We start from the raw sequence: 17762 nt of genomic DNA on the forward strand, positions 1-17762 counted from the left end.
GCTCCGCTCACCGGAACCTGTGGACAACCGGTCGGCCCGGCGACGGGCGGGCGGCCGTCGCGCCGGCCGCCCGGGCGGGGCGCCGCCCTGGCCGCCGCAGGCCTCCCACCAGGGCTGGGACGGCTTCACCGGCCACCGCGTCAGGGAGGCGTCAAGAGATCCCGCGCCTCCGTATGGAGCCCGCCAAAGCGCATTAACGCCGTGACCTCCAGGCGCGCAGGTTCGAAGTCGAGGAGGCGTCCGACGGCGGTTCGGCGCTGCGGCTCGCCGCGGCCCGCAAACCGGACGTCATCCTGCTGGACCTCCGCCTCCCGGACATGGACGGCATCGACGTGATCAAGGCGGTCCGCGGCTGGAGCCGGACCCCCATCCTGGTCCTCTCCGCCCGGCACACCTCCGAGGAGAAGATCCGGGCCCTGGACGCCGGCGCGGACGACTACGTGACGAAGCCGTTCGGCATGGACGAGCTCCTGGCCCGCCTGCGGGCGGCGACCCGCCGGCAGGAGGTTCCGGCGGGGTCCGAGGCCGCCTCGGAGGTCACGCTGATCACGACGGACGAGTTCTCCGTGGACCTGGTGGCGCGGAAGGTCACGCGGGGCGAGCGCACCGTACGGCTGACCCCGACCGAATGGCACCTGCTGGAGATCCTCATCACCAACCCCGGCAGACTGATCACCCAGAGCAGGCTCCTGCTGGAGGTCTGGGGACCGACCTACTCGGAACACACCGACTACCTGCGCGTCTACATGGCCCAGCTGCGCCGCAAGCTGGAGGCGGACCCCTCGCACCCCCGGTACCTGATCACCGAACCCGGCATGGGCTACCGCTTCGAACCGTAGGTCCCCCCTCCCCGCGGACACCGAGCCGGGCACCGAGCCGGCCGCCGGCTGAGCGGCCGCCCGCGGTGACGGCCTCCGTCGGCCGCGAGAGCGGGCCCGTCGGCTCCTGTCAAGGTACGAACAACCGGGGCTACGCCCCCGCTCCTCCTCCGGGCACGGTGGAAATCGACCGTCCTGCGCCAGTGCAGGACCGATTCACCACCCGGATCGGAGCCTTCCGTGTCCCGTCGCGCAGGGGTCTTCGTGACCCGTCGCCCCCGGCTCGTGCTCTTCGCCGCGCTCGTGTTCCTCGTCCTGTCCGCCGTTTTCGGCGCGGAGGCGACCGGCCGGCTGAAGTCGCAGGGGTACGACGACCCGCGCTCCGAGTCCAGCCGCGCCGCCCACGTGGCGGCCGAGGGCCTGGGGGCGTCTCCGAACCTGGTCGTCGTCGCGCAGTCCCGCGGCGGGTCCGTCGACGACGCCGCGGCCCGGCGCGAGGGCGAGGCCCTGACCAGCCGCCTCGCCTCCCTCCCGCACGTCAGCGCCGTGAGCTCGTACTGGACGGGCGGCGCGGCCGAGCTGCGCGGCCGCGACGGCGACGCGGCCATGCTGGTCGCGCACGTCGACGGCGAGGGGGAGGAGCTCGGAGCCCGGGTCAAGGAGCTGAAGCGGGAACTGACCGGCCCGGGCGCCCCCGAGACGGCCCTGACCCTGCACGTGGGAGGGACGGCGCTCGTCGACGCCGAGCTCCAGGACCTCTCGGAATCCGACCTCAAGCGGGCCGAGGCCGTCGTCCTGCCGGGAACCCTGATCCTGCTGGTCCTGGTCTTCGGCAGTGTCGTGGCCGCCGCGCTGCCGCTGCTGATCGGCGTTCTGGCGATCGCCGGGACGCTGCTGGTCCTGAGCGTCCTCGGCTCCGTCACCGACGTGTCCGTGTTCGCGCTGAACCTCACCACGGCGCTCGGCCTGGGGCTGGGCATCGACTACGGGCTGCTGATCGTCTCCCGCTTCCGTGAGGAGCTCGCCGACGGATACCGGCCGCGCAACGCCGCCATCCGGACCGTGCGCACCGCGGGCCACACCATCGTCTTCAGTGCCGCCACGGTCTCCGCCGCGCTCGCGACGCTGCTGGTGTTCCCGCCGTACTTCCTGCGCTCCTTCGCCTACGCGGGCATCGCCGTGGTGGTGATCGCGGCGGTGAGCGCCCTGACCGTACTGCCGGCCCTGCTCGCGCTGCTCGGAAAGCGGGTGAACGCCTGGGCCGTGCCGTGGCGCCGCCGGGTCCACGGCGGCTCGCGGTCCCGCCTCTGGGAGGGGCTGGCGCGGATCGTCGTACGCCGCCCGCTGGTCGCGGCGCTGCCGGTGATCGGCCTGCTGCTGGTGCTCGCGGCGCCGTTCGCGCACGCCGGTTTCGCCACTCCCGACGACCGGGCGCTGCCGGTGAGCGCGTCCAGCCGGCAGACCGGGGACCTGGTGCGCGGCTCGTTCGACATGAAGGGCTCCAGCGCGCTCACGGTCGTCGTCACGGGTACGGCGTCCCCGTCGGCGCGGGCGGACTACGCCCGCCGGCTGTCCGCGCTCCCTCAGGTCGCCCAGGTCGTGGGTGCCGAGGGCAGCTTCCGGCACGGCGAGAAGGCGGCGGTGCCCGACTCGGCGGCCGGGTCCCCCGGTACCGCGGCCGGGTCCGCCGGCGAAGGCCCGGCGCGGCTCACCGTGGTGCCGCTGGCCGACCCCCAGTCGCGCGCGGCCCAGCAGCTCGTGCGCGACATCCGCTCCGCTCCCGTCCCGGCGGGCGCCGAGGTCCTCGTCGGCGGACCGAGCGCGGTCCTGGTCGACGCCAAGGCCACCGTCGGGGACCGGATCCCGCTGGCGCTCTCCTTGATCACCCTGACCACCTTCGCGCTGCTGTTCGGCTTCACGCGCAGTCTGCTCCTGCCGATCAAGGCGATCGCGCTGAACGCCCTCAGCCTCGCGGCCGTCCTCGGTGCCATGGTGTGGATCTTCCAGTCGGGCCATCTGCACCACCTGCTCGGTTTCACGCCCGGACCGCTCAGCACGACCATGCCGGTGCTGCTGTTCTGCATCGTCTTCGGCCTGTCCGTGGACTACGAGGTGTTCGTCCTCGCACGCATCAAGGAGGCGCACGACGCCGGGCAGGACGACCGCACGGCGATCGTCTCCGGCATCGCCCGCACGGGCGGGATCGTCACGACCGCCGGCGCCCTGCTCGCCTTCACCCTGCTGAGCTTCGGCACCTCCCAGGTGTCCCTCCTGCAGTTCTTCGGGATCGGCGCGGGCCTCGGCGTGCTGCTCGACGCCACGCTCGTCCGCGGAGTCCTCGTACCGGCGCTCATGCGTCTGGCGGGCGGCCTGAACTGGTGGGCACCACGGCTGCTCAGACCCAAGGCGCCGCGCCCGGTGGCCGCTCCTCCCCCGCCCCGGAGGTGCCCGCCGGGCCGGTGTCCCCCACACGGCCGCGCCGCGGCCCGTACGCCCGCCCGCCCCCACGCGCGCGCACCCGCGGGCCGCTGACCGACCGGGGCACAGGCCTCGTCCCCGTACACCCCGGTCCCGCACCCCCCGCACCCCGTTCCGACACACCCCACCCCCGCCCGGGGGATCACGACAAGGAAGACCCGTCATGACCGACATCGCCATCACCGGACTCGGCTGCCGCTTCCCCGGCGCCCCCGACATCCGCGCCTACTGGAAGCTCCTGCTGAGCGGGGAACGCCAGTTCTCCGCCGTCCCGGCCGAGCGCTGGAACCACGAGACCTTCCACCGGCCCGGCGACCGGTCGGCCCCCAACGCCGCGTACACCGACCAGGTCGCGTTCCTGGACGACGTGGACCGCTTCGACGCCCTGCACTACGGGGTCCCGCCCGCACGCGCCCGGTCCATGGACCCCCAGCACCGGCTGATGCTCGACATCGCCCGCGAGGCCCTCGACGACGCGGGGATGGGCCGTGGCGACTTCGACCGCGAGAACACCGGGGTCTTCTTCGGAGTGTCGGTGTCCGACTACAAGGACCTCATGGCCGCTCCCCTGCGGGCCATCTCCCTGGCCGAGGAGTCGCAGGCGGCGGACCGCCCCGGCGGCGTCGACGCCATCCGGGAGCAGGCAGCCGAGCTCGGCACCATCCACTCCTTCACCCTGCCCGGGAGCCTGCTCAACATGGCGGCCGGTACCGTCAGCCGGCACTTCGGCCTCGGCGGCCCCAGCTTCGCCGTCGACGCCGCCTGCTCCGGTTCGCTGGTCGCCCTCGACCAGGCGATCGCCCAGCTCCGCCAGGGCAGTTGCCGGATCGCCGTCGTCGGCGGCGTGTACCTCAACCTCACCCCGGACAGCCTGGTCGGCTTCTCCAGGCTCCGCGCGCTGTCGGCCACCGGGGTGTGCCGTCCGTTCGACGAGGCGGCCGACGGCTTCGTCCTCGGCGAGGGCGCCGGCGCCGTCGTCGTACGGCCGCTCGCCGACGCCCTCGCCGCCGGCGACCGCGTCTACGCGGTGATCAGGGGCATCGGCTCGGCCAACGACGGAGCGTCCCCCGGCCCGCTGGTCCCCACCTCCGAAGGCCAGCTGCGCGCCATGCGCCGGGCCTACGACGACGCCGGGGTCGCCCCGTCCTCCGTGGGCTTCATCGAGGCCCACGGCACCGGCACCACCACGGGCGACCGTGCCGAGGTGGAGGCGCTGCGCCGGCTGCGCACGGAGTACCCCGACGACGACCCCTCGCTGTGCTACCTCGGCTCCGGCAAGGCCCTCATCGGGCACGCCCTGTCCGCGGCGGGCATCGCCGGGCTGATCAAGACGGCCCTGGTCGTCCACCACCGCACGATCGTGCCGCAGCCGGTCACCAGGCCCCATCCCGACCTGGGTGTCTCCGCCGCGGGCCTGCGCTTCGCCGACACCGCACGGCCCTGGCCGGCCGCGGGCACCCCGCGGCGGGCCGCCGTCAGCTCCTTCGGTTTCGGCGGCACGAACGTGCACGTGGTGCTCGAGGAGCAGTCGGCCCCCGACCGCGGCGACGTCCCGGTACGCGCCGAAGGCCCCCGGCCCCAGCTGCTCCTCCTGTCGGCCGGCAGCCCCGAGCTGCTGGAACGGCACATCGACGAGGTGCTCGACATGCTGGAGCAGACTGCCCCCGTGCCGATCGCCGCGCTGGCCCACACCCTGGGCGCGCGCGAGCCGCTCAGGACGCGGCTCGCGATCGTGGCCGCCGACACGGAGGAGTTCACCCGGCGGCTGCGCCACGCCCGCGGGCAGCTCGCCGAAGGCTCCCGCGGCGACCTCGGCGACGGCGCCTACGCCGCCGACGCGCCCCTGCCGGAGGCCGCGCGCCGCATCGCGTTCCTCTTCCCCGGCCAGGGCAGCCAGCGGCCGGACATGATGCGGGACCTCTACGAACGGTTCTCGGGCTTCCGCACGGACGTCAACGTCCTCAGCGCCGTCGCCCGCCGCGACGCCGGCTTCGATCTCGCGGACCTGCTGTACGGCGAGGCCCCGACCGCCCACGGCGACCACGAGGAGCTCGGTCGGCGGCTCGCCGGCACCGAGGTGTGCCAGCCGCTGCTCGGCACCGTACAGATCGCCGCGACCCGGCTGCTCGCCCACTGCGGCGTCGCGCCCGACCTCGCGCTCGGCCACAGCGTCGGGGAGTTCGCGGCCGCCGCGGCGGCCGGCGCGCTCACCGACGAGGACACCGTCCGGCTGCTGGTCCACCGGGGCGCGGCCCTCCGCGAGGCCGAGACGGGCCTCGGGGGCGGGATGCTCGCCGTACAGACCGACAAGGACAGCTGCCGCCGGCTCATGACCGGCATCGACGACGTGTGGCTCGCCTGCTTCAACCAGCCGCGACAGGTCGTGGTCAGCGGTACGCCGGAGGGTCTCGCCGCGGTGCGGCAGGCCTGCGCCGAGGCCGGGGTGGTCACGGTGGCGCTGGACGTGTCCAACGCCTTCCACTCGCCGCGGCTGGCCTCCGCCGAGGAGAGCGTGCGCGCGGACCTCGCCGCCCTCCGCATCGCCGGCCCGGTGCTGCCGTTGGTCTCGTCCGTGCACGCCGAGGTCTGCGCCGACCCCGATGAGCTGCGCGAACTGTGGGCCCGGCACGCATCCGCCCCGGTCCACTTCGGCGACGCCGTCCGGACCGCCTACGAGCAGGGGGCGCGGGTCTTCCTCCAGGTGACCGGCGGGAGCTCGCTCCTCGCCTCGGTCCGCCGCAACCTCACCGGCCACGGCGACGTGCACGTCGTACCCGCCGGCGAGGTGACGCCGGACGGCGGGCGCGGCTTCGTACGCGCCCTCGCCCGGCTCGCGGTCCTGGGCGTCCCGGTCGACCCGCGCGCCCTGGTGCCCGAGGAGGAGCGCCGCCTGCTGGACCTGCCGGTGGCGAAGCTCGACACGCAGTCCTACTGGGTGCCGCGCGGACGCCCCGCCAAGAAGGCGGACGCCGGCGCCACCGCGCAGCCGCCCCGGCCCGTATCCCCCGAGGAGACCTCGATGAACGCCCCGATCGACACCCCGATCGACACCCCCGTGGCCGCCCCGGCGAACGACCCGATGGGTGAGCTGCTCCGGCTGGTCCGGCAGCAGGTGACGCTGCTCGCCGGGCTCACCGAGGCACTTCCCGTACGGAACCGGGCCGCGGAGGCCGCCGAGCCGGTCGGACCGGCGCCGGTGCCCGTCGCCCCCGCCACACCGGCCGACCCGCCGGTTTCCCGCCCGCCGGCCGCGGAGGAGCCCTCACCGGCCGGCGACATCGACGAGTTCACCGAGGGCGTGCTCGCGCACGTGGCCCGGATCAGTGCCTTCCCGGTGAGTCACCTGCGCGTCGACCAGCTGCTGATCGACGAGCTCGGTTTCGACTCGCTGATGCTGACCGACCTGTTCACCGCCCTCACCCGGCAGTGGCCGCAGTGGACGTTTGACGAGAGCGCCGCCGACCGGCCGACCGCCGGAAGGATCGCGGCGTCGATCGCGAACGGCTGCGGCGCGGACGCGACACCGGCGGCCACACCGGCGGCCACACCCGCACCCGCACCCGCCGCCACACCCGCCACCGCACCCGAGGGCTTCCCCGTACAGCGGGCCGGTCACGGCGAGGAGAGCCCGCCGACGCCGGCGGCCGACCCGCCCACCGCGCCGCTGCCCGAGGAGCACACGCGGATCGAGTGCTTCCCGGAGGTCACCGCCCACGGCGAGCGCATCTCCGCACTCACCGGGCTGGGGGTGCCCAATCCGTACTTCCTCGTCCACGAACGCGGTATGACGGACACGACCGTCGTCGACGGCCGGGAACTCCTCTCCTTCTCCAGCTACAACTACCTGGGCATGGCGACACACCCCCAGGTGAACGAGGCTGCCCGGGACGCGATCGAGCGCTGCGGCACCTCGGTGTCGGCCAGCCGGCTGCTGTCCGGCAGCCGTCCGCTCCACCTGGAACTCGAGGCGGAGCTCGCCGGCCGGCTCTCGTGCGAGGCCGCGGTCACCCTGGCCAACGGGCACGCCACCAACGTCACCGTGATCGGTCACCTCGTCGGCCCCGGGGACCTCGTCATCCACGACGCCCTGGCCCACGACAGCATCCTGCAGGGGTGCAAGCTCTCCGGCGCGACCCGGCGGCCCTTCCCGCACAACGACGCGGCCGCCCTGGACGCGATCCTCACCCAGGTCCGCCACCAGTACCGGCGGGTCCTCGTCGTCATCGAGGGCGTCTACAGCATGGACGGCGACATCGCCGACCTGCCCGCCCTCGTCGAGGTCAAGCGCCGGCACGGCGCGCTGCTGATGATCGACGAGGCGCACAGCATAGGGACGATCGGCGCGACGGGACGCGGCATCGGCGAGTACTTCGACATCGACCGCTCGGCGGTCGAACTGTGGTCGGGCACGCTGTCCAAGGCGCTGGCGAGCTGTGGCGGCTACGTCGCCGGGAAGCGCTCGGTCGTCGAGTACCTGCGCTACACCGTGCCGGGCTTCGTCTTCAGCGCCGGTATGACCCCGGCCGACACCGCCGCGTCCCTGACCGCACTGCGCCTGCTGCGCGCCGAGCCGCAGCGCGTGGCACGCCTCGCGGAGAACGCCGCGCTGTTCGTCAGCCTCGCCCGCGATGCGGGGATCGACGTCGGGGACAGCCACGACACGCCGGTCGTCCCGTGCATCGTCGGGGACTCGCTGAAGGCCCTGCGGCTCGCGGAGGCCCTGTTCCAGCAGGGCATCAGCGTCAACCCGATCCTCTATCCGGCCGTGCCGGAGGAACTGGCCCGGCTGCGCTTCTTCATCACCTGTGAGCACACGCCCGACCAGATACGGCACGCGGTGACCTCGCTGGAGCACGAGCTGCAGCACCTGACCACGGCCCGCGCGGCCTGACCCCGCGGCCATGAACCTGACCGCCTTGGACTCCGTCGTGGACACCGCCTTCCGGCCGATCGCACCGGGCCGCATCCACCGATGGGGCGGAGCGCGCCTCCTCGTGGCCCGCTTCGCCGACCTCGACGAGACCCCGTTCCTGTCCCCGGCCGAGCGGCGGGTGGTCCACGCGCTGCCGGCCCGCCGGCAGGCCGAGTGGACGGCCGGCCGGCTGCTCGCCAAGCGCCTGGTCGGCGATGCCCTCGGCGCACCGGCCGACGAGGTGGAGATCCTCCCCCGGGACGACTGCAGCCCGTACGTCGTCGTCCACGGCAGCCCGATGCCGGCCGTGCACGTCTCCCTCAGCCACACCGCCCGCCACGTCGCCGCGGCCCTCGCACCCGAAGCGGTCGGCGTGGACCTGTGCGAGACCGCCTCGGCCGCCGCCGTACGCCGTGTCGCGGACCACGTCTTCTCCCCCGGGGAGCTCTCCCGCATCGGGACGGACCGGCCCGATGACCTGGCCGGCGCCTGGGCGCTCAAGGAGGCCGCGGTCAAGGCCGACCGGAGCAGCATCTTCGGCGCCGCCCCGCGCCGCGTCGAAATCCTCGGTCTCCGGCCGCCCGTGCTCAGCGGACGGCGCCGCGCGAGGGTGTGGCGGGAGGGGAACGCGGTCCTCGCCCTCGTCCTCGCGCCCTCCCCGGGTCCGGCGGGCTGAGCGCACCCCCTTGGCAGCACTGCGTTGGTGCTCCTTGGCCCGCCGGATGATGCTTGTCAGTGGAGCCCCTGGCCGTGCGGGTTGCCGTGGAAGCACGGCGAGGGAACTAGCGAGGGCGAGATGAGCGGCGATGGAGCAACTTCCCACCTCTCCTGGTGAGCGGCCGGCGGAGACGAACGCCTCCGACGGATCGACCTACACGGCCACGGCCACCCTCAGCGAGCAGGGCATCGTGACCGAGTGGAGCGAGGACGCCCATCGGCTGCTCGGCTACGCGCCCGCCGAGATCGTGGGACTGCCCGCCGCCCGCCTGCTCGCCGACGGCGCCGGGAACACCGGGAACCCCGAGGAGATCGACGAGAGCGCGGGGCGGATCCCGTCCGGGCAGGACCGGTGGAGCGGCACCGTGGCGCTGCGGCACCGGGACGGCCGGCGGCTGGAGCTGAGACTGCTCGCGCACCGCTGGACGTCCACGGGCGGGAACACCAAGTGGTTCGTGGTGTCCGCCGTGCCGGGTGAGCCGCGTACGCCCTGGGGTGAAGCGCTGAAGGAGTGGACGTTCACCCAGTCCCCCTGTTTCCTCGCGGTCTTCGACGCGGACCTGCGGCTGGTGCGGGCGAACGCCGGCATGGAGCGCGCGCTGTCCCTCACGGAGACCGAGATGCGCGGGCTGCGGCTGCCCGAGATCGCCCCGGATCCGGTGAGCGACGAGACCGAGCGCAGGATGCGCCTGGTGGTGGAGACGGGGGAGCCGCAGCACGTCGATGCCTTCGTCCGTCCCACGGGCGCGCGGACGGAGCAGGGCCTGGCGGCCTCGCTGGCCCCCTTGCGCGACGCCGACGGACGGGTGCGCGCCGTTTGTCTGGCCGCGCACGAGAAGAGCGGAGCCGCCGGTGAGCGGCCGCAGCTGCTCCTGTCGGACGTCGACACCGCCGGCATCGGCACCACCATCGACAGCGCGCGCACCGCGGAGGAGCTCGCCGACGCGGCCGTCCCCCGGATCGCCGACTTCGCGGTCGTCGACCTGCTGGAGCCTCCGCCGCGCGCGGACGAGCACTCCTCCAGGCCGGCGGCGGGGCCGGTCACCGTGACCCACATCGCCGTGCGCTCGCTCCTGGAGGGAAGCCTGGAGTCCCAGGTCCCGGTCGGCGGAACGGCCGTCTATCCGGCGCTGTCACCTCCCGTCGAGTGTCTGGCCGCGGGCCGCGGCGCCGTGTACACGACCACGGACCCGGCGGTCGCCCGCTGGGTCGCCCAGGACCCCGGGGCCGCCTGGATCGGCCACTCCGGGACCCACTCGATGATGATGGTGCCGCTGCGCGCCGGAGGGACCACGCTCGGTCTGGCCGTTTTCAGCCGGCACCAGCGGCAGGACCCCTTCCACCCGGAGGACCTGTGGCTGGCCGAGGAGCTCACGTCCAAGGCGGCCGTCAGCATCCACAACGCGCGCCGGCACACCCGCGAGCACACCACCACGATGACGCTGCAGCGCAGCCTGCTGCCGCACTCGCTGCCCGACCATCCGGCCCTGGAGATCGCCTCCCGCTACCTGCCCGCCGGTACCGACGCCGGCGTGGGCGGTGACTGGTTCGACGTGATCCCGCTGTCCGGCGCACGGGTGGCCCTCGTCGTGGGGGACGTCGTCGGCCACGGCATCCGCGCCTCCGCCACCATGGGCCGACTGCGCACCGCGGTGCGCACGCTGGCCGACGTCGACCTGCCGCCCGACGAGCTGCTCACCCACCTCGACGACCTGATCATCCACCTGTCCGCCGACGAGGGCGAGCAAGGGGCCGCCGCGGAGGCCGCCGGCGGCATCGGGACCACCTGCCTGTACGTGGTCTACGACCCGGTCACCCGCCGCTGCACGGTCGCCCGGGCCGGCCACCCCCCGCCCGCCGTGGTCTCCCCGGAGGGCTCCGCCTACCTCCTCGACGTCCCGGCCGGACCGCCGCTGGGCCTGGGGGGCCTGCCGTTCGAGACCATCGAGGCCGAGATTCCCGAGGGCAGCCTCCTCGCCCTGTACACCGACGGCCTGCTGCAACCCCGCGAGCGTGACATCGACGAGTCCCTGGACAGCATGTTCGCGGCCCTCGTACGCCCCGCCGCCAGCCTGGACACGGTCTGCGACCGCGTTCTGGCCGCTCTGCTGACCCACCGTCCCGACGACGACGTCGCCCTGCTCGTCGCCCGGACCCGGGCCCTGCACGCCGACAAGGTCGTCGTCTGGGAGCTGCCGTCCGACCCGTCCGTCGTCGCCCAGGCCCGCCGGTACACCACCGAGCAGCTGACGGCCTGGGGGCTGGACGAGGCCGCCTTCGTCACCGAGCTCGTGGTCAGCGAACTGGTGACCAATGCCATCCGCTACGGGGCGCCCCCCATCGAGCTGCGGCTGATCCACGACGACAGCACCCTGCTCTGCGAGGTCTCCGACGCGAGCAGTACCGCCCCGCACATGCGTCGTGCCCGGACGTTCGACGAGGGAGGGCGGGGGCTGCTGCTGGTCGCCCAGCTCGCCCAGCGCTGGGGGACCCGGCACTCCGCCCTCGGCAAGACCATCTGGGCCGAGCAGTCGCTCGTCGGGTTCTGAGGGCTGCGGTCCCTACGGTCCGCCGGTCGGGGCGAGGAAGACCGGCCGGGCCCAGATCGGCGGGTCCGGCGGCGGTTCCAGGGGTTCCACCCGGTGCGACGTGCCGTCCTCCCGCCTGGTGCCGCCTCCGGCGGCGGCGCGCAGGGCCCCCACGAACTCCAGGCAGGAGTCGTAGCGGTCCTCCGGAACCTTCGCCAGGGCCTTGGCCAGGACTTCGTCGGCGGCGGGCGGGATCTCGGGCCGCCTCTCCGTCAGGGGCGGCGGCTGGTCGTACTGGTGCGCCCACAGCAGCGCCACGTCCTCGTCGCGCACGAAGGGGGGCCCGCCGGCGAGGGTTTCGTAGACGACGCAGGCGAGGCTGTAGAGGTCGCACCTGCCGTCGACCGGGCGGCCGGTGATCTGTTCCGGCGCCATGTAGTCGAGGGTGCCGACGAACTCGCCCGCCGTGGTGAACCCGCTGAGCGACAGGGACTTCTTCGTCAGGCCGAAGTCCGTGAGGTAGATGTGTTCCGGGTGGTCGCTGTCGGTGCCCGCGGCGACCAGGATGTTGCCGGGCTTGACGTCCCGGTGCACCAGGTCGTGCTCATGGGCCGCGTCGAGGGCGGACGCCACCTGGGAGGCGATGCGCAGGGCCTTCGCGACGGGGAGCGGTCCCTCCCGGTCCAGCAGGGCCCGCAGGTCGAGCCCGGAGACGTACCGCATGGCGATGTAGAGGACGCCGTCGGTCTCACCGGCTTCGAAGATCGGCACGATGTGCGGGTGGTCGATCTTCGCGGCGACCCGTGATTCGTGGGTGAAGCGGCGGCGGAAGGTGTCGTCGCGGGCGCGCTCGGGGGCGATGAGCTTGAGTGCGACCGTACGGTCGAGGCGCAGGTCCTTGGCGGAGTAGACGACGGCCATGCCGCCGCGGCCGATCAGGCGCTCCACCCGGTAGCCCGCGATCTGCTTGCCGATCAGGCCGGAGGGCCGGCCCGTGTACACGCTCAGGTCGGATGCCGAGGCGGCCATCAGGTGCCCGCCTCAGCCGGCCGGCCGGACGACGGCGCGGCGCCGACGCGATGTCCGTGGGCGAAGGTGCCGATCATGCCGACCCCGTCCTCGATGGAGCGTCGTCCGAGGGACGACATGGCTGAACGGGTCGCGCTCGACGCGACGGTGTCGGCTCTGGTGCGAAAGTGACGCGCCAGGCCGCTCTTCCATGTCTGAAGTCTATCGAGTGATCCATACGAGTGCCCCTTCGAAACGGAACGGGTCCCCGGCACGTGGTGCCGGGGACCCGTTGCGTGGCGCTGCCGGTGGGGGTCAGCCCATGCCGCCGCTGCCGCCGCGACCGCCGAATCCGCTGGTCTCGCAGCCGATGCCGACGCAGAGGCCGCCATCGCCGCCGAGGCCGCCTTCGCCGCCGTCGCCGCCGGGCGACGCCGCCCCGCCGGTGCCTCCGTCGCCGCCGTTGACACTGCCGTGGCAGACGCCGGCGCAGACTCCGCCGTTGCCGCCCGTCCCGCCGGTGCCGCCGCCGGGCCGGCCCGTCACGCCGGTGCCGCCGTTGGCGCTGCCGTTGCAGAGGCCGGCGCAGATGCCGCCCTTGCCGCCCTCGGTGCCGTTGACCGAGCCGTTGCACTTGCCCGCGCAGACCTTGTCACCGACGCGGACGCTGTCCTTGTCGACCTTGACCTTGCCGGTGATCTGGTCACCGAACTTGCCGATCGCTCCGTTGCGGCCGAAGCGGTTCCCGCCGGTCTGGGTGTCACCGCCGCCGGGGGCGGGACCGTGCTGCTGGGTGACGGCCGTCTCGACCGGCTGGCTCGGCAGCGCCGGCGCCGCCGTGGCGGCCGTCGTCATCGCACCGGCACCGAGCAGAGTCGTCGAGACGAGAAGACCGAGACGGAACTTCCAAGATCGCACGCGCATGAGATTCTCCCTTGTCTGGAAACTGATGTCCGCTACGCGGTTCGATTGGTCGAATTCCTCGCCGTGGACCATTCCGCCGGCGCAAAACACTCGGGGCGCTCCGGCCGCATCGGGCCGGAGCGCCCCGAGGGGGATTCGTTCCTCAGGTCGAGGAGGAGAAGCCGTCTCCCATCAGGGCGATCCAGTTGCCCTCCAGGTAGTCGTCCTTCAGGTTGTCGAGCTGGTCTTCGGAGATGTCGTACTTCTTGGCGATCTTCTCCTTCATGTCGTCCGAGTCGTCGACCAGCAGGATCATCACGATGTGGACCTTGTCGACCATCGAGAGGTCGGACTTCGACTTGTCGGGCAGGTCGTCGAACCGGAAGCAGCCCACTCCGCCGGGCTTGCCGGGCTCACCCGGCTCGCCGGGCTGACCGCCCCTGCCGCCCTTGCCACCCTTGCCGCCCTCGCCGCCATGGCCACCCAGGGCGCAGTGCGTGGGCTGCTCCGCCGCGACCGAGGAGCTGGTGCCCGCCGGGGCCTTGAACTCCGACGCCTGCGCGGCGCAGGCCGTACCGGTGACGAGGGCCAGGGAGGCCGCCGCCAGGATGAGCGGACGCTGCCAGGTGCACGTGAACATGGGGTTCTCCGTTTTCGTAGGACAAGAGGTGTGGAGGGGGTTGGGGGGTGGAGGCCGGGAGGGCCTCCACCCCGTCGGATCGGGTGCGCCTTTTAGAAGATGGAGCCACCACCCGCTCCGGCGTCGCCGCCGAGGCCACCGATCAGGCCGCCGAAGCCACCGTCACCGGCGTCACCTCCGGCACCACCCTGGAAGAAGCTGAAGCCGCCCTTGCCGCCGTTGCCGCCCTTGCCGCCGAGCAGCCGGCCGTCACCGCCGCCACCGCCGGCGCCACCGCCGCCGCCTTCGAGGATGCCGAAGCCGCCCTTGCCGCCGTCGCCGCCGGCGCCACCGATGCGGCCCTCGCCGCCACCGCCACCGCCACCGCCGCCACCGCCGACGAGGAACCCGTCCCCACCGTCGCCGCCGAGGCCGCCCTTACCACCGGTACCGTTGACGCTGCCGCCACCGGCACCGCCGGAACCGCCACCGCCTCCTACCAGGCCGCCGCTCCCGCCCTTGCCACCCTTGCCTCCGGCGCCTCCGTCGGTCGGGAGGAGGATGGAGTGCACGTGGTCGGGCATCGGAGCCGCCGTCGCAGCAGAGGCCGGCACGAGGATCCCTCCGAGCACCACAGCGGCCGAAGCAGCCAGCGTCGCGAAGCGGAAGCCCTTGCGGGTGGGGCGGACGGTGCTGTTGGTGTGCATCTTGCGGTTCATGGTTTTCTCCTACCGATTCAAGAGGGATATTGACCTGCCCGGATTTCCGGGACGGTGCGGTGATACTGGCGAGAGGAGGAGTCCCTTTGCGAGGAGTTCCTTCTGTACCTTTCGCTTCGTTTCCTTTCCGCTCCTCAAGTAAGCCCCGGACGGCACCCCCGGGTCATGTTCCGGAATCTCGGGACTTGACACCTGCCTAAACGCGGGGTAAAAGTCCGCGCGGCCGACGCCCCGAGGGGCGGACGGCCCTCGCTTGACCTCAACCGCGCTTGATGTCCGAGGCTCGCGGCACGGGCACCGGAGAGACCGGAGGCCCTGCCGGAGGGGTGAGTGCCATGCGTGCGACACAGGCGATCGGGTTCGGCGGTCCGGAGGTACTGGTTCCCACGGAGGTGCCCGAGCCGGTGGCCGGCCCCGGACAGGTGCTGGTCGCCGTCGCCGCCGTGGACACGATCTTCGTGGAGACCCAGGTGCGCGGCGGCTGGGGCCGCGAGCACTTCCAGGTCACCGCGCCCTACCTGCCGGGCGGGGGCATAGCCGGTACCGTCCGCGCCACCGGCGAGGGAGTGGACCCGGCCTGGCGGGGCCGCCGGGTCGTCGCCTCCCTCGGCATCGCCGGCGGGGGCTACGCGGAGCTGGCCGTGGCCCCGGCCGAGGGACTGGCCGCCGTACCGGACTCGGTCTCCTTCACCGATGCCGCGGCCCTGGTGCACGACGGTGTGACGGCCGCCCGGCTGCTGGACACCACGGCGCTGCGGCCCGGCGAGCAGGTGCTGATCCTGGGCGCCTCGGGCGGCATGGGCACCGTACTGGTCCAGCTGGCGAAGGCGGCGGGCGCCCGGGTCGTCGGCGTGGCCCGCGGCGACCGCAAGACCGCCCTGGTAAGGGAGTTGGGAGCGGACGCCGTGGTCGACGCGGCCCGCCCCGGCTGGGTGGAACGGGCCCGCGAGGCGCTGGGCGGCACGGGCGCGGACGTCGTCCTGGACGGGGTGGGCGGCGAGGTCGGCCTGGCCGCGTTCTCCCTGGTCCGGGCGGGCGGCCGGTTCTCGGCCCACGGCGCTCCCACGGGCGGCTTCGCCCCGGTGCCCCCGGCGGACGCGGCGGCCAATGGCGTCCGCCTGCTCGGCATCGCGGACGTGCAACTGACGACCCCGGAGCACGCCGCACTCGCGGCGCAGGCCTTGCGGGCGACGGCCGAGGGCACCCTGCGCCCGGTGATCGGCGCCACCTTCCCCCTGGAACGCGCGGCGGCGGCGCACGCGGCGATCGAGTCCCGGGAGCTCGTGGGCAAGACGGTGATCACCGTGTGAGGGCCCCGCAGGGGTGACGGGGACACCCGTCACCCCTGCGGGGACGCGCGATCAGGGTGAGGGCGAGGGGGCGGGAGCCTCCTGGAGGTAGGCGGCGATCAGGGCGAGGTCGTTGGCGATGGTCAGCACCCCCGCGGGGTCGGCGGTCGGGGTGGAGGCGCCGTTGACCCCCGCGTAGAAGGTGTCGTAGCGGCCGCCGCCCTTGTCGAGGTAGCCGGCGATCGTGATGGCGCCGACGGCCAGCCGGTCGTTGAGGGCGTCGCCTCCGACGGCCGCGCCGGTCTTGGCGAACACCTTCCCGCGCGCCGGGCAGCTGCGGCAGTTCTCGGCCAGCAGCCCGTCGACGCCCAGGATCGGCAGAGCCTCCCGGAAGAGCCGCGCGTCGGGGGTGCGCTGCCAGTACGCCAGCATCTGCACCAGCGCCCGCGGGGTCACGCGGTCGGCGGGGTTGCCGCCCCGGCCGTCCATGAGCTGGGCCTGTTTGCGGTCGACGCCCGCCCGGTCCAGGAAGTCGGCGAGCACCGGGAAGCCGTCCTCGCACTGGCGGCTGCCGGTCGTGACGGCCATCAGGCAGATGCCGAGGTTGGCGCCGAGGTTGTGGCTGACCTTGAGGATCAGCTTGGCGTACTGGGCGTAGGGCGGGGAGGTGTACGCGGCCACCCGCGGCCGCCCCGCGTAGTCCCGCGGCAGCCGGGCGGCCGGGTTGGGGCCGGCCGGGTCCGCGGTGACCCGTACCCCGGCCCGGCCGAGCGCCTCGATCAGCGCGGTACGGCCGAAGGCGGCCGGATCGGTGATCGGTGAGGTGCGCAGCAGGGGCTCGGCGTCCGCCGCGATGGTTCCGGACAGCCGGATCCGGGTGCCGCCGTCGGTGGCCGTCACCGTGACGGCGGTCGGCTCGCCGGCCGCGACGGTCTTCACGGTGGAGGTGACCTGGTACGGGGCGACCTTCGGCCGCCAGTCCAGCCGGGCGTCCGCGCCGGCCCGGTCCCCGGGGGTCGTCATCAGGTCGATCAGGTTGTCGTTGATGATCAGCGGCGTGGGGGTGGGGTCGAGGACGGGGTCCGGGAGGAAGAGCCGGCTGTCGACGATCACGTCGCCGTCGACGCGGGTGATGCCGGACGCACGGACCTGCCGGGCGAGCTGGTCGATCCCGGCGAGGGGGTTCTCCGGGGTGAGGGTCGCGCCGGGGAAGTCGTTGGCGTAGGTGTGGTCGAGGTCGGTGTACGCGACCGTGCCGTCGGGCCGTGTCCTGCCGCCCATGGTGAGGTCGCCCTGGGCGACGAGGTCGAGGTCGCCGGTGAGCGTGGCGCCGGTGCGCTCGCCGACCGCGTAGAGGGGGGTCACGAAGCGGTGGTCCGCGCCGAGGGTCTGCCACGGGCCCGAGACGCTGATCAGCTTGGCGGTGGAGCCGGGGATGAAGAACTGGCCGGGGAACATGCTGTGCACCACGCGCCCGTCGTCCGGTTCGGTCTGCAGCAGGCCCCACTGGGCATGGCTGTACTGCGGCTTCCGCATGATCTCGGTGATGCGCGGGTCGAGCCGGCCCTGCTCCGCGTCACCCGAAGGCAACGGAGAGGGCGAGGGCGAGGGATCCGCCGCGGCCGCCGTACCCGGGGCCAGCGCCACGAAGAGCAGCGCGGCGCAGGCGGCGGCCAGGCCCCGCCGCGTCCGTGCGGAGTGGACGGAGTGGATCGGACTGCTCACAGCGCGCTCCGTTCGTCGCGGCTGCCTGGTCCCCGAGGCCGTGTGA

At 73.6% G+C, this 17762-nt stretch carries 10 protein-coding genes and 1 pseudogene; 6 read left to right on the forward strand and 5 right to left on the reverse strand.

All coding sequences use genetic code 11. The features are described from left to right. Positions 1 to 203: 203 nt before the first annotated feature. From ACFYZ4_RS03510 to ACFYZ4_RS03530, 5 genes and pseudogenes are all read left to right on the forward strand, one after another. Positions 204 to 839, forward strand: a pseudogene (locus ACFYZ4_RS03510) (response regulator); the annotation flags it as partial. A 243-nt stretch (positions 840 to 1082) separates the two neighbouring features. Next, positions 1083 to 3350: an MMPL family transporter gene (locus tag ACFYZ4_RS03515; RefSeq protein ID WP_390782870.1), complete on the forward strand. Its 2268-nt coding sequence runs from the start codon at positions 1083 to 1085 to the stop codon at positions 3348 to 3350. 109 nt (positions 3351 to 3459) lie between these two features. Continuing rightward, on the forward strand, positions 3460 to 8187 hold the full coding sequence (locus ACFYZ4_RS03520; protein ID WP_390782871.1) for a type I polyketide synthase: 4728 nt from the start codon (positions 3460 to 3462) through the stop codon (positions 8185 to 8187). 10 nt (positions 8188 to 8197) lie between these two features. Further along, a complete protein-coding gene (locus tag ACFYZ4_RS03525) occupies positions 8198 to 8884 on the forward strand; it encodes a 4'-phosphopantetheinyl transferase superfamily protein (protein ID WP_390782872.1) in 687 nt (228 codons plus the stop codon). A gap of 130 nt (positions 8885 to 9014) precedes the next feature. Continuing rightward, positions 9015 to 11474 (forward strand): SpoIIE family protein phosphatase, encoded by a 2460-nt coding sequence (locus tag ACFYZ4_RS03530; protein WP_390782873.1) that lies wholly within the window; start codon positions 9015 to 9017, stop codon positions 11472 to 11474. Positions 11475 to 11486: 12 nt separating this feature from the next. Here ACFYZ4_RS03530 and ACFYZ4_RS03535 read toward each other — a convergent pair whose 3' ends face one another. The 4 genes from ACFYZ4_RS03535 to ACFYZ4_RS03550 form a co-directional block, all read right to left on the reverse strand. Continuing rightward, a complete protein-coding gene (locus ACFYZ4_RS03535) occupies positions 11487 to 12482 on the reverse strand; it encodes a serine/threonine-protein kinase (protein WP_351302157.1) in 996 nt (331 codons plus the stop codon). A 294-nt stretch (positions 12483 to 12776) separates the two neighbouring features. Continuing rightward, on the reverse strand, positions 12777 to 13385 hold the full coding sequence (locus ACFYZ4_RS03540) for a hypothetical protein (protein ID WP_351302160.1): 609 nt from the start codon (positions 13383 to 13385) through the stop codon (positions 12777 to 12779). A 142-nt stretch (positions 13386 to 13527) separates the two neighbouring features. Beyond that, entirely contained in the window at positions 13528 to 14004 is a 477-nt protein-coding gene (locus ACFYZ4_RS03545) for a hypothetical protein (RefSeq protein WP_351294747.1), read from the reverse strand. A 92-nt stretch (positions 14005 to 14096) separates the two neighbouring features. Next, positions 14097 to 14702: a hypothetical protein gene (locus tag ACFYZ4_RS03550; RefSeq protein WP_351294750.1), complete on the reverse strand. Its 606-nt coding sequence runs from the start codon at positions 14700 to 14702 to the stop codon at positions 14097 to 14099. 335 nt (positions 14703 to 15037) lie between these two features. Here ACFYZ4_RS03550 and ACFYZ4_RS03555 point away from each other — a divergent pair, with 335 nt between their 5' ends. Next, the gene (locus tag ACFYZ4_RS03555) at positions 15038 to 16012 is read left to right on the forward strand and encodes a zinc-binding dehydrogenase (protein WP_390782874.1); all 975 of its coding nucleotides are present in this window, start codon (positions 15038 to 15040) and stop codon (positions 16010 to 16012) included. Positions 16013 to 16063: 51 nt separating this feature from the next. On the opposite strand, the gene dacB is transcribed toward ACFYZ4_RS03555, so the two are convergent. Next, entirely contained in the window at positions 16064 to 17716 is a 1653-nt protein-coding gene (gene dacB, locus ACFYZ4_RS03560; protein ID WP_390782875.1) for a D-alanyl-D-alanine carboxypeptidase/D-alanyl-D-alanine-endopeptidase, read from the reverse strand. Positions 17717 to 17762: the final 46 nt, after the last annotated feature.

It is taken from the genome of Streptomyces sp. NPDC001513 (assembly GCF_042894695.1).
GTDB lineage: Bacteria > Actinomycetota > Actinomycetes > Streptomycetales > Streptomycetaceae > Streptomyces.

Bases quoted from the DNA above. Each gene is read 5' to 3' on its own strand.
- ACFYZ4_RS03520 (WP_390782871.1), top strand. From the start codon at position 3,460: ATGACCGACATCGCCATCACCGGACTCGGCTGCCGCTTCCCCGGCGCC.
- ACFYZ4_RS03525 (WP_390782872.1), top strand. From the start codon at position 8,198: ATGAACCTGACCGCCTTGGACTCCGTCGTGGACACCGCCTTCCGGCCG.
- ACFYZ4_RS03530 (WP_390782873.1), top strand. From the start codon at position 9,015: ATGGAGCAACTTCCCACCTCTCCTGGTGAGCGGCCGGCGGAGACGAAC.
- ACFYZ4_RS03535 (WP_351302157.1), bottom strand. From the start codon at position 12,482: ATGGCCGCCTCGGCATCCGACCTGAGCGTGTACACGGGCCGGCCCTCC.
- ACFYZ4_RS03540 (WP_351302160.1), bottom strand. From the start codon at position 13,385: ATGCGCGTGCGATCTTGGAAGTTCCGTCTCGGTCTTCTCGTCTCGACG.
- ACFYZ4_RS03545 (WP_351294747.1), bottom strand. From the start codon at position 14,004: ATGTTCACGTGCACCTGGCAGCGTCCGCTCATCCTGGCGGCGGCCTCC.
- ACFYZ4_RS03550 (WP_351294750.1), bottom strand. From the start codon at position 14,702: ATGAACCGCAAGATGCACACCAACAGCACCGTCCGCCCCACCCGCAAG.
- ACFYZ4_RS03555 (WP_390782874.1), top strand. From the start codon at position 15,038: ATGCGTGCGACACAGGCGATCGGGTTCGGCGGTCCGGAGGTACTGGTT.